The 13500-nt window shown below is 49.4% G+C and carries 12 protein-coding genes; 6 read left to right on the top strand and 6 right to left on the bottom strand.

From position 1 onward, the window contains the following. On the top strand, nucleotides 1–253 hold a 253-nt coding region (locus GKAS_RS24170; protein ID WP_156105162.1), incomplete at its 5' end, for an IS30 family transposase. A 246-nt stretch (nucleotides 254–499) separates the two neighbouring features. On the opposite strand, the gene manA is transcribed toward GKAS_RS24170, so the two are convergent. From manA to GKAS_RS19495, 5 genes are all read right to left on the bottom strand, one after another. Continuing rightward, entirely contained in the window at nucleotides 500–1669 is a 1170-nt protein-coding gene (gene manA, locus GKAS_RS19475) for a mannose-6-phosphate isomerase, class I (RefSeq protein WP_035896597.1), read from the bottom strand. After that, nucleotides 1666–3084, bottom strand: a complete 1419-nt coding sequence (locus GKAS_RS19480) for a glycoside hydrolase family 1 protein (RefSeq protein WP_035896599.1) — start codon at nucleotides 3082–3084, stop codon at nucleotides 1666–1668. Before GKAS_RS19480 ends, manA begins: the two co-directional genes overlap by 4 nt. A gap of 52 nt (nucleotides 3085–3136) precedes the next feature. Continuing rightward, on the bottom strand, nucleotides 3137–5332 hold the full coding sequence (locus GKAS_RS19485) for a CBM35 domain-containing protein (RefSeq protein ID WP_035896601.1): 2196 nt from the start codon (nucleotides 5330–5332) through the stop codon (nucleotides 3137–3139). Nucleotides 5333–5343: 11 nt separating this feature from the next. Beyond that, on the bottom strand, nucleotides 5344–6681 hold the full coding sequence (locus GKAS_RS19490) for a maltoporin (protein ID WP_035896606.1): 1338 nt from the start codon (nucleotides 6679–6681) through the stop codon (nucleotides 5344–5346). A gap of 209 nt (nucleotides 6682–6890) precedes the next feature. After that, nucleotides 6891–8162: a PTS sugar transporter subunit IIC gene (locus tag GKAS_RS19495; RefSeq protein WP_035896607.1), complete on the bottom strand. Its 1272-nt coding sequence runs from the start codon at nucleotides 8160–8162 to the stop codon at nucleotides 6891–6893. Between the two features lie 169 nt (nucleotides 8163–8331). Here GKAS_RS19495 and GKAS_RS19500 point away from each other — a divergent pair, with 169 nt between their 5' ends. The 5 genes from GKAS_RS19500 to GKAS_RS19520 all read left to right on the top strand — a co-directional run bounded on the left by GKAS_RS19500 (nucleotide 8332) and on the right by GKAS_RS19520 (nucleotide 12306). Further along, nucleotides 8332–8643 (top strand): PTS sugar transporter subunit IIB, encoded by a 312-nt coding sequence (locus GKAS_RS19500; RefSeq protein ID WP_008502517.1) that lies wholly within the window; start codon nucleotides 8332–8334, stop codon nucleotides 8641–8643. Nucleotides 8644–8657: 14 nt separating this feature from the next. Continuing rightward, entirely contained in the window at nucleotides 8658–9980 is a 1323-nt protein-coding gene (locus GKAS_RS19505) for a PTS sugar transporter subunit IIC (protein WP_035896610.1), read from the top strand. A gap of 22 nt (nucleotides 9981–10002) precedes the next feature. Further along, the gene (locus tag GKAS_RS19510; protein WP_035896612.1) at nucleotides 10003–10317 is read left to right on the top strand and encodes a PTS lactose/cellobiose transporter subunit IIA; all 315 of its coding nucleotides are present in this window, start codon (nucleotides 10003–10005) and stop codon (nucleotides 10315–10317) included. Nucleotides 10318–10363: 46 nt separating this feature from the next. Then, the gene (locus tag GKAS_RS19515; protein ID WP_035896614.1) at nucleotides 10364–11269 is read left to right on the top strand and encodes an ROK family protein; all 906 of its coding nucleotides are present in this window, start codon (nucleotides 10364–10366) and stop codon (nucleotides 11267–11269) included. A gap of 77 nt (nucleotides 11270–11346) precedes the next feature. Next, nucleotides 11347–12306: a LacI family DNA-binding transcriptional regulator gene (locus GKAS_RS19520; protein ID WP_035896616.1), complete on the top strand. Its 960-nt coding sequence runs from the start codon at nucleotides 11347–11349 to the stop codon at nucleotides 12304–12306. A 465-nt stretch (nucleotides 12307–12771) separates the two neighbouring features. On the opposite strand, the gene GKAS_RS19525 is transcribed toward GKAS_RS19520, so the two are convergent. Continuing rightward, nucleotides 12772–13425, bottom strand: coding sequence for a LysE family translocator (locus tag GKAS_RS19525; RefSeq protein WP_035896615.1), 654 nt, complete (start codon nucleotides 13423–13425; stop codon nucleotides 12772–12774). Between the last annotated feature and the right edge of the window lie 75 nt (nucleotides 13426–13500).

Raw genomic sequence — 13500 nt, forward strand, 5'->3', positions numbered from 1 at the left:
CTATACCCGGTTTACCGTAGCTACAGATATTCAGGTTTACTTCTGCGATCCTCAATCCCCCTGGCAACGCGGCTCAAATGAAAATACAAACAGATTACTCAGACAGTATTTTCCAAAAGGAACTGACTTATCGGTTCACAGCCAGCAAAGACTAAACAGTGTTGCCAGACAGCTCAACGAGAGGCCGAGAAAAACGCTAGACTATGAATCACCCGCAGAGCGGTTCAATCAATGTGTTGCATCCATCGGTTGAACTCACAGCACAGAACAGACAGATTAACAGGCTAGAGCTTAGAGAACTAAACTTGTTGAGGTGGACTGATTCAGTTTGTCACTACAACACAGAATCTTTTCAATACAGCTATAGCTTGCTCCATCAACTTATCTTCTAGGGCATCTTTGGTCATTAAGTCATGCGAAAATACTTGGCAAACCTGCATGGCATTCTTACACCATGCGGGTTCCTCAAGTTATCACATACCAATTAAGCTTCGGATATTCAGCACCGAACTAAGCAGGACATTTCGTTTTGTGTAATATAATAGGAAGCAGTAAATGCCGGTATAAATACCGACTGACCTGCGAAAAGCGTCATTTCATTACCATTCGTATCACGTAGCGTTGTGATCCCCTTGAGCACTAGCAGGATTTGTGCGCTGTTGACGTCGACACGTTTTTGCTGGCAATTTCCAATAACTGAAAAACAAAAATCCTCTACCGGTACAGAGTAGTGCTGTTCAGTTTCGGTATCATCTGGCAATAGTCTCAGTTCCTGTTCCTGTGCTTCCCTAAAGACCGTACATTTCACCAGTTCCGGAAGATTAATTTTCTTAGGCGTTAATCCAGCTCGTAGTACATTATCGGAGCAGGCCATCACTTCGACAGCAGTTCCATGCACATATGCATGTAACGTTCCTGCACGTAAAAACATGGCTTCGCCTGGCGCAAGCGTAATACAGTGCAAGAACAGAGGAGCCAGAATGCCGATATCACCAGGATAGTCGCGCATGAGACGAGTGATAAAACTCTGCAAATGGGTAAACCCGCCACTGTCAAGGCACGCCTGTAACTGTGTCAGGACGTTCTCTTTTTCACGCTGAGCTAGTTGCATCAGGCTTACAAAGAAGTGTTTAAATCCCTCACCTGTCAGGTTTCCACGAAATTCAGCCAGTGCAGGCATCAGTTCAGGCGCATTAAGACGAAGAAAATGATTCACGGTTTCCTGAAAAGGACGAAAACCATTCATTGCCATAAAAGGTGTGATGGCATAAACCAGCTCAGGTTTATGATTCGCATCGTTATAATCTTCTCCGGCTCGATTCCCTTGCTGTGCGTACCCTTCTTCTGCCTGACGTTTATCCGGATGAACCTGGATGGAAAGCGCGGTTTCAGCAGCCAGTATTTTTAGTAAAAACGGTAGTTGACCAAATCTATCCATCGCTCTCACTCCCAAGACAGACTCAGGAGATTGCGCGATCGCGTCCAACAACGAAACAGAATCAGACCCGGTTTCTATTTTCGAACACCCTGCCGGATGTGCACCCATCCACATCTCAGCCTGCGGTTGCTCGTCAGGATTAGGTACCCCAAATAACGTATTGAGGGCCGTACGGCTACCCCAGGCATAATTTTTAACGCCGTTTCTCAGACGATAGAAAGAAGGTTTCATTTATCACCCTTTCCAAATGCACTGGGGGTAAATCCGTTGCTTGCAGCCAGTTCAGAAAACCAGATGGCATTGCGTTTTATTTGCCGTTCACCGGTTTCCAAATCCAGCCGCCAGAACCCGTAGCGACGTTTAAAACTATTTATCCACGACCAGTTATCGATAAACGTCCACTGATGTACACCAAAACAGTTTGCACCGTCGCTAATGGCGTGATGGAGTTGTTCAAGGTGTTCTTCCATCAACTCGATGCGGAACATATCATCAATAACGCCATCATCCTGAACCGGGCCTTCCGACTGTACATCCATGGCGATGCCTATTTCAGCCAGATACCACTTAATATTGCCGTAATTATCGCGAATGTTGCTGGCAATATCATAAATCGCCTGTGGATAGATTTCGTTATTATCGCGATAAGGATTGAAACGACCCTCAGGGTCAATATAGTTCTCGAAATAATATTCTGGCGTAAAATAATCGAGCTCATACGGAAATTCCCGTGCTTTAACCCGTCGCGGAACGTAATAATTAACGCCGAGGAAATCAACCTGCGAATCGGTAATCAAGTCTACATCTGCTTTTTTTATTTCAGGCAGACAGTCGTGCATAGCCAGAATTTCACACAACTCCTTTGGGAACTCATGATTAACCAGCGGATCAAGGAAACTACGATTAAAAAGCAGGTCAGCATACCATGCAGCTTTTTTATCCGCCTCGCTGTCACTTCGGGTATACGACGGTGTCAGATTCAGTACGACACCGATTTCCCCCGGCAATTCCAGTTCGCGATACACCCGCACCGCTTTCGCGTGGGCCAGCATGATATTGAACGCAACCTGTGCCGCAAGCTTACCGTCTTTTTTGCACGGGTAATGGAAGTCATAGAGATAGCCGCCTTCAACCGGCACAATCGGCTCATTAAAGGTTATCCAGTATTTGACCTTATGACCAAACAGCTCGAACGCTGTTCGTGCAAAGCGGGAGAAGAGTTCTGTTACGTATGACGACTCAAAACCCCCATACTGTTTTTGTAACGCCTCCGGCATATCGAAATGATAAAGATTAATCATCGGCTCGATACCGTTGGCGATCATCTCATCGAAGTAGTCATGATAAAACTGGACAGCCTCAGCGTTCGGCGCACCCGTTTCAAAATCATCAATCAGCCGCGACCACTGAATTGAAGTACGAAACGAGTTGAACCCTGTTTGCTTCATCCGTTTCACGTCATCTTTGAATTTACTATAGGTCTCGCAAACGTTCTGCGGACCAATTTGCTGATAGAACCGCTCCGGCTGCTCAGCAAACCAGCTGTCCCAGATGGAACGGTGTGCCTTACATGCAGCTCCTTCGGTTTGCGGTCCAGATGCCGCTGCCCCCCAGAAAAACCCTTCGGGAAATTGATACTGGGTCATAACGCCTCCTATGATAAAAAAAGGCTGCACCCAAGGGGCGCAGCCAAAACAACTACTCTGCAGTTACTTCAATGGATTTAATAAACATATAGCCCCAGTCACCGGACAACTTCCCGAACGTGATGGTGTTTTCCCCTGCATTGAGAACGACCGGCACAATCATATCCTGTCCTTTCTCATCAGTTTGCGGGAATTCAATGCCAATCGGCGTACCTTTATTCACCATGAATGAGTTTTTCTTACCGCCCCATTTGGCGTTGAACTTCACATGCAGGGCAAATTTCCCGGCCCACGGTGCATTCACTTGCCAGCTCACACTGTCGCCTTCATTCGCGAATGGGCCAAGGAAACCGTCATCACCGATAGCAAGCTGATTTTCATTGCTTTTCACGATGTTCAGTTTTCCCTGTTTTACATCCATCGCCCCGCCGCCAAAGTTGCAGTAATCCGCAGGGATTTTGCCCGCCGCGTCTTTAACAGAAACGTTCAACTTTTTACTGCTTTTCAGCAATCCATCATCGGCGGTAAAGGTCAGTACATAATCTCCAGGTGCCGAGAACCAAGCACGGGTATCGTCTTTGTCCGCGTCGCAGAAATGAACATTTTTGTTTCCCCCGTTACTCCAGCCAGTTTTCACCTGCCGGTCCGGCAGATTGTCATCCTTCCAGGCTCCATGTAGCTGCACACCTTTATCAACAGTGGTAGTCAGCGCTTCACTCAGCGTGATTTGCGGTGCGAGATTTTTCTGCGAATGCTTAATGCTAATGACGTTTGACGGAGAAGAGGCTCCACTTTCGTTCTTCGCAATCACGCGGTAGTAATAGGTTTTGCCGAGTTGCAGACTGCGGTAGTCGTCGCGGAAGAGATCCATTTTGGCCGGATCCCATTCATTCACCCCGTCAGAGACATCGTGGCCAACAACGGTCCACGGCCCTTTTGCACTGGTTGCCCGCTCAATATCGTAAGTACGGCCTACCGGCGCACCCATCCAGTTGATGGCAAACGGAGAATCAGATGCCCGTAGTTTCGGGGCTTCCGGCACAGGCAGTGCAGGCGCTTTTTCAAGGCCCGCCATTTGCGCAGACGCATTACGGACAAGATCCACAACTTCCATTTCCTGATTTGCTTTTCCCTCAACAGGGAAGCCCGGCATGTGATAGCTGTAATGACCGGTATACTCTTTGTGCCAGTAGAATCCGCCGTCATGACGATGGCCGCGGAAGCCCCAGATAAAACCGCCTGCCGCCTTCGCACCGTTCACCTCGGTATGCACGATGGACTGCATAATGCTGTTAAGATCTTTATGGTCCAGCAGGCCAAACTCACCGACCAGATACACTTTTTTACCGCCAATCGCTTCCAGATCTTTACGCACCTGTTCGGGATGGTTGTTGTCAGCATTGGTGTAATAGTGGTTGCTGATGATATCGACGTTCGGATCGCTCAACGAGAAGTCGTTAATCTTCTTGTACGTCCCGTCAACAATAAGCTGATGCGGTGCCCATTTGCGGATCCATGCCGCCGTTTCTGTCAGAAATGCCGCATTGGTATCTTCCAGTTCGTTACCGGTTTCCCAAGCCATAATGGCTTTTTCATCGTAGTAATGACGCCCGGTTATGGTATTGGTGCGTGTAATAACCTGGCGAATCACATCCTGGTAAGCTTTGTAGGTCTTACTGCCAGTACGATAAAAATCTTCCGGCTTTTCACCATAAAACGCGGCGAGCTGTTCGCGGCCCCCCCACCACCACCAGTGGTCAATGAATGGCAGGATCAAACGCAGCCCCTGCTTGTCTGCTTCGGCAATCATGTTGTCGTAGACTTTCATCGCCGTTTCATTCAGCCGTGGCATGCCGTCTGGCGTGGCTGGTGCAAGAATATGCGTTTCGCGGGCGCAGTCAGCATCATTCTCCTGCTGAACGGAAAGTACATATACGCGCTGGGCTTTCGCACCAGTTTTCACCATCGCCTTGATCCAGTTCTCCTGTTCTTCAGCGGTTGGCCATTTAAAATATTGCCCCCAACCGCGAGGATCGGCTTTACAGGTTCCGCGCGCGTCATCTTCAATTCGGTGCAATTCTGGCGCATGGATCCCGGCAAAGCGGAAAACCTGATCACCATCTTTTAGCTGAGCGCCGTCGCGGGTAATAAAATGTTCAAAATGGGATTGCTCCGCCGCCATGGCTCCAGCGCTGCCCAGCGCCGACAGCAGAGAAATCAGAAGCATTTTTTTCATCGGGATATGCATTGCTCTTCTCCTTAGAACCAGACTTCAGCCTGTACACCAAAATTGAGCGTGTCGGTTTCACCACTACGGGAATAGCCACCCGCACTGATTGTGCCGGTGCCCCAGTCGTAGCTACCATCGAGTGCATCAGAAACGCCTTTATCCCATTTCGCATAGGTCGCGAAGAAACGCAGTTGAGGGCGGCTCCAGAAACCCGAATCAAACGTCAGCGTTGGCGCTACGGTAATTTTCGTCAAACCGCCTTTTCCTTTACCGTTCGCCCCCATGTAGTTTTTATCATCGAGATATTCGTAACCCAGCTCATACTGCATGGCGAAGTTTTTGGTGATCTGATGGTAAGGGCGGATCCCGGCAACCCACATTGAGCGTCCCCAGCCGTCGTCATCGCTGGTCCACCAGCGGTAGTTTTTGTCTTTCTGGTAGAACGCGAAAGTCGACACTTCCAGATCGCCCATGCTGGCTAAGTTATCCAGCACGATACGCCAGGACTGCGTATCCTCCAGATTCGCCCATCCCCAGCCGTTTTTACCCAGTGAATCAGCGGCTGCCAGCCCTTTGCCATATTGCAGGGCAATACGCGAATAACCGCCGGTCAGGCCGTAGAAACCGTCGAAGTTATAAACCGCCGTGGCGCCGTAACCTTTCTGCGCCGCCGTAGGATGGTTTTCATTGCGGTTCATGCGATGGCCAATCAACTCCAGATCCAGCCCGGTTCCACCGATTTTCTTGAACCACAGGTTAAGAGAATAGTCATCTGGATAACCCTGATCGCCTCGATCAACCGGATAGGCTTTGGTTTCATCAGTTGGAGAGAAGGCATAAATCCCAGCATCGAATTGTGCAAAGCCAAGATCCATCTTGTCGAAACCACCGCCAGTCCCGTTGTACTGAATGTACTCCCAGTCAAACTGGTGGCTTGAGGTATTAGAACTGCTGTAGCGTTTGCCAGCCCAGAACGTCATTCCAGGGGCAAAATCAAGGTTGCTTAGTTCGGCGAAACCCTCGCGGAACTGCGTTTCTTTACCATCATCGTCAGTACAGTTCCAGTCAGCCGTACACTTAGTTTGATGCGTCAGGTTGGCCTGAATCCGCGCCACAGCACCTGAATCCGACTTCAGCGTTACTGTCGGGATCAGTTCAATTTTCGTATCTTCCTCGTTACCCAATCGCCATTTGCCATCTGGCATCAGGCCTACGGAGTTCACGCGGTTGCCATCACTGTTCGCAAGGATCCCGGAACGCATATAACCGTGCAGGGCAAAGTCATATTTCTCGTCTGCGCTGGCATAGTCACTGATTACCGCAAGGGCGATTAAGGACAGAGGTATTGATTTAATTAACTTTCTCATAGGTTCCCTTAGATTTTTTATTTTCACTGCTTTACGTCGCAGAGGAAATGTAAGGATCCCTGACGGAAAAGTACATCCACAAACGGAAAGCGATTTCCATTTTTACCGGATCAAATCACACTTCTGAGTTCAGATGGAACAAATGTGTGAAATTAGTCACAAAAAAAACGACTTATCCATATTTCACAGATAAGCCGCTCGAAGGAAGGTTATTTTTCCAGGGTCATAAGCTGGCGTTCGTGGACTTTAAAGAAGGGGCGGTAGAGCATCCAGGCGTTGAAAATGGCAAACAGACACATGCACATATTTTTCCAGCTACCGTTTGCCGACCACGCGGCCCCCAGCGGAGAAGGCATTGACCACGGGAGCATAGCCACCGCTCGATCAAGTACACCAAGTTGCGTGAGATACCAAGCAATACAGGCATTTATCAAAGGAACAAAGATAAATGGCAGCAAAAATACTGGGTTCATAATGATGGGAAAGCCGAACAATATCGGCTCGTTGATATTAAAAAGCGACGGCAACAGCCCTATTTTCCCGACACTTTTAAGCTGCCGCGACCGGCTGCGCATCGCCATAAATACCAGAGGCAGCGTGGAACCAATACCGCCAATCAGGAGATAAAAATCCCAGAAGCCTTGCAGATAAATATGTGGCAGCACAGCTTCGCCCATGGCAAGTGCCCGCTGGTTTTCAAACAGATAGGTTAACCAGAACGGGTTCATAATACCGGTGACAATCAATGCTCCGTGGATGCCAACGAACCACAAAAGATTACAGATAAACAATGAGATAAGTACCGCGGTCAGAGTATCCGAGGCAACAATCAATGGCTGGAGGGCTTCGCTTATCAGCTGCGGGAGGATCCGCCCTGTCGCCTGAAGCATTAGCGCGTTCATCACGCTGATGGATAACATGATCACCAGTAGCGGAATTAGTATCTGGAAGCCGTTTCGCGTCATCACAGGGACTTCTTCCGGCAGGCGGATACACCAGCCTCTATTATAGAAAAAACGAATAATTTCAATGGAGTAAGCACTTGAAATCAGTGCGGTAAAAAGCCCCATTCCTCCCAGAAAAATGTTGGTTGCCCCATTATCGCGAAAACCAATAAACAGCAAAAACGACAGGCATCCGGTCAATCCACAGAGCCGTTCCGGGAGTTGGTACTGTTTGGCCAGACTGGCGCTGGCACCAAAGGCCACAATCAGAGCCACCAGTCCGAGCGTCAGTTCGAAAGTTGGTAACAACACTGGACGCAGTTGCAGGTAGAGTTGTCCAAAGAACGACGAGCTGGAAATGGCTACCGGCGGAAACAGGAGCGGCACCATTAGACTACCGACAATAACAAAAGGCATTGCCAGGGAAAAACCATCGCGCATCGCCGTAATATGCTGATTTCGCGTAATTATATTTGCTATAGGAGTTAAACGTTGCTCTATTAAATCCACAACAACATTCATCAAATGAATGTTCATAATTCAACCTTAGTCATTCCTGAATAGCCGCGATGATCGCGCACATCACGACAAAGTGAAAGTCTCCCTCTGGTGATCATGGTCACAATTAGATAATCCATTTACGGAAAGCGCTTTCCGTTTTGTTCCATGGTGACTATATTCCAGCCATCAGTTAACAGGAGTCGTTATGAAAAAAATCATGTTGTGTTGCTCTGCCGGGATGTCCACCAGTCTGCTGGTAAAAAAAATGGTTGAGGAAGCCCAAAAGCGTGGAATGGAAGCGGAAATCAAGGCCTTTGGCGTGGCCGAATTTGCCGAACAGGTTGGCCACTACCAGGTGGTATTACTGGGCCCACAGGTCAAGTACATGCAGAGTGATCTGCAAAAACAGGCCGACAAATATGGGATCCGAGTCGAGCCGATCAACATGATGGACTACGGCATGCAAAAGGGGGGCGCCGTGCTCGATTTCGCACTCACCCTGATAGATAACAAATAATTAAGGGAAATCCCATGAGCTCTCTGTACTCTAAACTCATCAGCGTCATTGAACAAAAAATCACACCGATGGCAGGTGCTGTCGGTCAACAAAAGTATGTGACCTCAATCCGTGATGGTTTCATTACTGCTCTGCCCTTTATGATCGTGGGTTCGTTCATGCTGGTGTTTATTTTCCCACCGTTTTCGCCTGATACCACCTGGGGGTTTGCACAGGCGTGGCTGAAATTCTCGCTGGATCATCGCGATGCGCTGATGCTACCGTTTAACTTCAGTATGGGCATTATGACGCTCTTTATTTCGGTTGGGATCGCCGCAAGTCTGGCAAAACACCATGAACTGGATCCGCTGACCGCCGGAATGCTGTCACTGATGGCCTTTTTACTGGTCGCCGCACCACTAAAAGACGGGCAGATCTCCACAGCCTATTTTTCCGGTCAGGGGATCTTCACCGCCATTCTGGTCGCCATCTATTCCACCGAACTGTATGCCTTCCTGAAACGGAACAATATTACGATCCGCCTTCCGCCGGAAGTACCAACAGGCGTGGCACGCTCATTTGAAATTCTGGTACCGGTTCTGGCCGTCGTCGTTACCCTGCACCCACTCAATCTTTTTATTGAATCACAACTGGGTATGATTATCCCGGAAGCGATCATGTCGCTGGTGAAACCACTGGTTGCCGCCTCTGATACCCTGCCTGCAGTGCTGCTCTCTGTGTTGGTGTGCCAGGTTCTCTGGTTCGCCGGGATCCACGGTGCACTCATCGTCACGGGCATCATGAACCCCTTCTGGATGGCAAACCTGTCAGTTAACCAGGCAGCAATGGCGGCGGGCTCAACGATCCCTCACATCTACGTTCAGGGGTTCTGGGATCATTATCTGTTGATCGGCGGCGTCGGCTCCACACTGCCGCTCGCCTTCCTTTTACTGCGCAGCAAAGCCATCCATTTACGCACCATTGGCCGCATGGGCGTGGTACCGGGACTCTTTAACATTAATGAACCCATTTTGTTCGGCGCGCCGATCATCATGAATCCGCTGTTTTTCCTGCCATTCGTATTAGTGCCGATGGTTAATGCCACGCTTGCCTGGTTTGCGCTGGATCTCGATTTAGTCAACCGCGTGGTCTCAATGACGCCGTGGACTACACCGGCTCCTATCGGCGCGTCATGGGCCGCCAACTGGAGTTTCAGCCCGGTCATTTTGTGCCTGATGTGCATGGTGACATCAGCTGCAATGTACCTTCCATTCCTGAAAGCCTACGAAAAACAGCTTCTGGAGCAAGAGAATGAAAACGCGGTTGAACACGCGCAAGATGTGGCGCAGTCCGCCTGACAGATGTAATCAGAGGTAATACATGGAATTAGAAGAGCAAGTTATGGGCATCATCATCAATGCGGGGCAGTCGCGAAGCCTGTGTTATGAGGCGCTAGGTTGCGCCAAACGTGGTGACTTTGAATCCGCAGATGAGCGAATGAAAGAGGCAACGCACTATGCTCGCGAGGCGCATCTGGTGCAAACGCAGCTCATTGAAGCCGATGAAGGCGAAGGAAAAACTAAAATGACGCTAGTGATGGTTCACGCCCAGGACCACCTGATGACGTCCATTCTAGCAAAAGAGCTGGTGACTGAACTCATCGACATCTACCGTTCCCGCCCACACCAGGCATAGCTATAACAAGGAGAGGCTTTGGCCTCTCTTTTTTGCAGAGGATTGTATGCACTATCTCGGACTAGATATTGGCGGCACAAAAATGGAAGCTGTGTTGCTCTCGCCACAAGGGGATTGTCTCTGGCGTCAACGGCGCCCTACACATAAGGAGAGCTATGATACGTTTATGCTGCATCTTGTTAGCCTGATTGAGGAAGCTCGCGCGATCAGTCCGGTGCCATTCAGCGTAGGGATCGGGCTACCGGGCGCAATCGATCCACAAACCGGACTAATCAAAAACTGCAACTGTCTGGCACTTAACGGCCACGACCTCAAAATCGATTTGGCAGCGCGCATCCAACAACCGGTGTGGATTGCCAATGATGCAGATTGTTTCACCCTTTCGGAAGCTGTGGATGGTGCGGGTGCACAGGCAGATACCGTTTTTGGCGTTATTATCGGAACCGGCTGCGGTGGCGGTATTGCCGTTCATCAGCGTTTGTTACAAGGCCCAAACGCTATTGTCGGTGAATGGGGGCACAACCCGCTTCCAGGCTATACACCAGAGTTTGACGGGCCTGCACAGCCCTGTTATTGCGGCAATATGAATTGTATTGAAACCTTTATTTCCGGTACCGGGTTTGCCCGTCGTTTCCCGGCTGAACTGACATCACAGGAGATCATCGACGCCGCAGAACAAGGAGATCCGCTGGCTCGAGCGCACTGGCAACATTTTGTTGATGCGTTTGCCCGTAGCCTCGCGTCAGTTATTAATATTCTGGATCCCCAAGTGATCGTTCTGGGTGGCGGACTGTCGAATGTCGGCAGAATATATCAGGAACTTCCAGTCGCAGTTGTGCCATACCTCTTTTCCAATTCCTGCCACACGCGCATTGTTCCGGCCCGCTTTGGCGATGCCAGCGGCGTACGTGGTGCGGCGTGGTTGCCCGGTTTGAATACACGGGGAACATGACATTGACGATAGGCGACGGGACGATTCTTCGGGAGGGTTATGTTAAGATGATGAAAACTCACCACGCAGAAAACGCTATGCCAACGATTGATGATGTATCACGATTAGCCAATGTTTCCAAAGCAACGGTTTCCCGCGTGCTGACTGGCACACGAGGCGTACGTGAAGAGAGCCGTGAAGCGGTATTACGGGCGGTTGAAGAACTGAACTACCGTCCGAGCTTTGCCGCGCAAAATCTGGCAAGCCAGTCATCAAGTCACATCGGCGTGGTGCTTTCCTCACGTGATGAGAGCAGCGGTGCACGTTTACTTCCCGCGCTGGCACGCGCTATGAAATTACTCAACAAAACGCTGATCGTCCAGTACGTCGATGACGCAATCGAACACTCCGTCTCGGTAGATGACTTACAGCGGCAATGCGCCGCGGTTGTGGTGTTTGGCCCTATCGCGCCGGGAAGTGCAGATAACGTTATCTCATTTGATCGACCAGCCATCGACGCGAAAAGCCAGGGTTACGATTTCGCTTTTGCTGCTGAGAGTGCCTGCCGCTATATGATCGGTAAAGGACATCGCAACATCGCGCTGGTTATCGATAATGACACGGACGACACCAGCAAACGAATGGTTGAAGGCTATCGAAACGTACTGCAAAACTACTCGCTTCCATTTAATCGCCAACTGGTGTTAACGGCCAATGAGGATGTCGAACGCGCACTGCTGACGCTGATAAACAGTCTGAGCAAGTTTACTGCCATTGTGGTGAAACGCGACGCTTACGCAGCAGAAGCTATGCGTTTGTTCCGTGAATTCAATATCTCCGTACCGCAGGAAGTGTCGTTACTCAGCCTTGAAGATTCACCTCTGGCCACGCAGCTTTACCCGCAACTGACATGTATTTCCTGGCCGATGGAGCCCTTGCTTAACCAGTGTGTACAACGAATTAAGAGTCTGGTTGAAGGTCGTCCACTTCGCGAAACAGAACTACCACCAATTATTGGTAAGCTCACACCCCGCCAGTCAGTGATGGAAGTGAGTTAACTCTATGCTTTATGGGAGTAATATCATGAATGCACTCCGACCGTTAGGTATCCTTACACTGCTCTTCGTTGTTTCCAACACCGTTTTAGCCCAAGAGGCGAGCCTGCCTCTAAAAGAAGAAGTCCATACGGATGAGGGTACGCTTTGCGTTTATGAACGTGCGGAACATCGCGAAAAAATTGTGATTCCTAATGGAAGAGAATGCCCGCAAACTATACAAAATACCCACTGATTGCAGACAGCAGCTTGTTCTTTTTCTGGATTATTAATGGATATTAACTTCCAACGTTTGATCTCAATATATTTGTGTAAGCATCGCTGCAAAATGAACCATCTATTATTTAGAGAGTCTCTTACGCTCCAACTTCCGCTACTAAAACGGAGGGGATGAGCAGACTGAGCTGGAGGTCCGCTGTGAGCGACGAGCGGACATTGCACTTAATTTGCCGAGCAGGCAAGGCGCTTTTATTTTGCTTGTACTGATACCACACCTGAACCGCCAAAGAGCATTCTGATTCCAAGCGCGACCATGACAACACCTGTAAATCGCTCCTGCCATTTGATAAATGCAGGATGTTTACCTAGCCAGTTTCCAAATGTTCCTGACGCCATAGCTACGGATCCCAGAGATACGATTCCTGCCAGCTTTTGGATACTGCCTAAAACAAGCAGCTGTAGCCAGACAGGCCCGGCCGTGGGATCAACGAACTGAGGCAGAAAAGCAAACATGAAGAGCAGGGATTTTGGGTTGGTCAGGCTGTTTAACGCACCCTCTTTAACCGCCTGCCAGTCAGAAATTCTGACTATTTTTCTCAGTCGGGTATCTGTTCCTGACGTCGCAATCATCTTTATGCCCAACCAAATAAGATAAGCGGCACCAACCCACCTCAGTAGATCAAGCGCAAACGGCCACGCGTTTACGACCGTAACAAGCCCCAAGACTAGAAAAGATACCTGCACAAATCCTGCGACGAAAACATTACCCAGTACGGTTAGTAAAGCAATACGTCTTCCCTGACCAACACCCCTGGCAATGGTTAGCATCATGTCAGGGCCCGGAGAAATTTCTAGAAGCGTCAGCGCGAGAAGAAAGGTTATAAACGTTTCGATGGAAGGCATCGCAGTTGAGTCCTAAAAAATATTTCCGCTACGTTACCTCAGTCCGATTCGAGCCGAAAGCGGAATATAGTGCAG

The sequence above is a fragment of the Kluyvera ascorbata ATCC 33433 genome, assembly GCF_000735365.1.
GTDB classification, from domain to species: domain Bacteria; phylum Pseudomonadota; class Gammaproteobacteria; order Enterobacterales; family Enterobacteriaceae; genus Kluyvera; species Kluyvera ascorbata.

What these genes read in the sequence shown, in the direction of transcription:
- GKAS_RS19490 (WP_035896606.1), bottom strand. Translation starts at nt 6,681, where the DNA reads ATGAGAAAGTTAATTAAATCAATACCTCTGTCCTTAATCGCCCTTGCG.
- GKAS_RS19495 (WP_035896607.1), bottom strand. Translation starts at nt 8,162, where the DNA reads ATGAACATTCATTTGATGAATGTTGTTGTGGATTTAATAGAGCAACGT.
- GKAS_RS19485 (WP_035896601.1), bottom strand. Translation starts at nt 5,332, where the DNA reads ATGCATATCCCGATGAAAAAAATGCTTCTGATTTCTCTGCTGTCGGCG.
- GKAS_RS19515 (WP_035896614.1), top strand. Translation starts at nt 10,364, where the DNA reads ATGCACTATCTCGGACTAGATATTGGCGGCACAAAAATGGAAGCTGTG.
- GKAS_RS19500 (WP_008502517.1), top strand. Translation starts at nt 8,332, where the DNA reads ATGAAAAAAATCATGTTGTGTTGCTCTGCCGGGATGTCCACCAGTCTG.
- GKAS_RS19520 (WP_035896616.1), top strand. Translation starts at nt 11,347, where the DNA reads ATGCCAACGATTGATGATGTATCACGATTAGCCAATGTTTCCAAAGCA.
- GKAS_RS19505 (WP_035896610.1), top strand. Translation starts at nt 8,658, where the DNA reads ATGAGCTCTCTGTACTCTAAACTCATCAGCGTCATTGAACAAAAAATC.
- GKAS_RS19480 (WP_035896599.1), bottom strand. Translation starts at nt 3,084, where the DNA reads ATGACCCAGTATCAATTTCCCGAAGGGTTTTTCTGGGGGGCAGCGGCA.
- manA (WP_035896597.1), bottom strand. Translation starts at nt 1,669, where the DNA reads ATGAAACCTTCTTTCTATCGTCTGAGAAACGGCGTTAAAAATTATGCC.
- GKAS_RS19525 (WP_035896615.1), bottom strand. Translation starts at nt 13,425, where the DNA reads ATGCCTTCCATCGAAACGTTTATAACCTTTCTTCTCGCGCTGACGCTT.
- GKAS_RS19510 (WP_035896612.1), top strand. Translation starts at nt 10,003, where the DNA reads ATGGAATTAGAAGAGCAAGTTATGGGCATCATCATCAATGCGGGGCAG.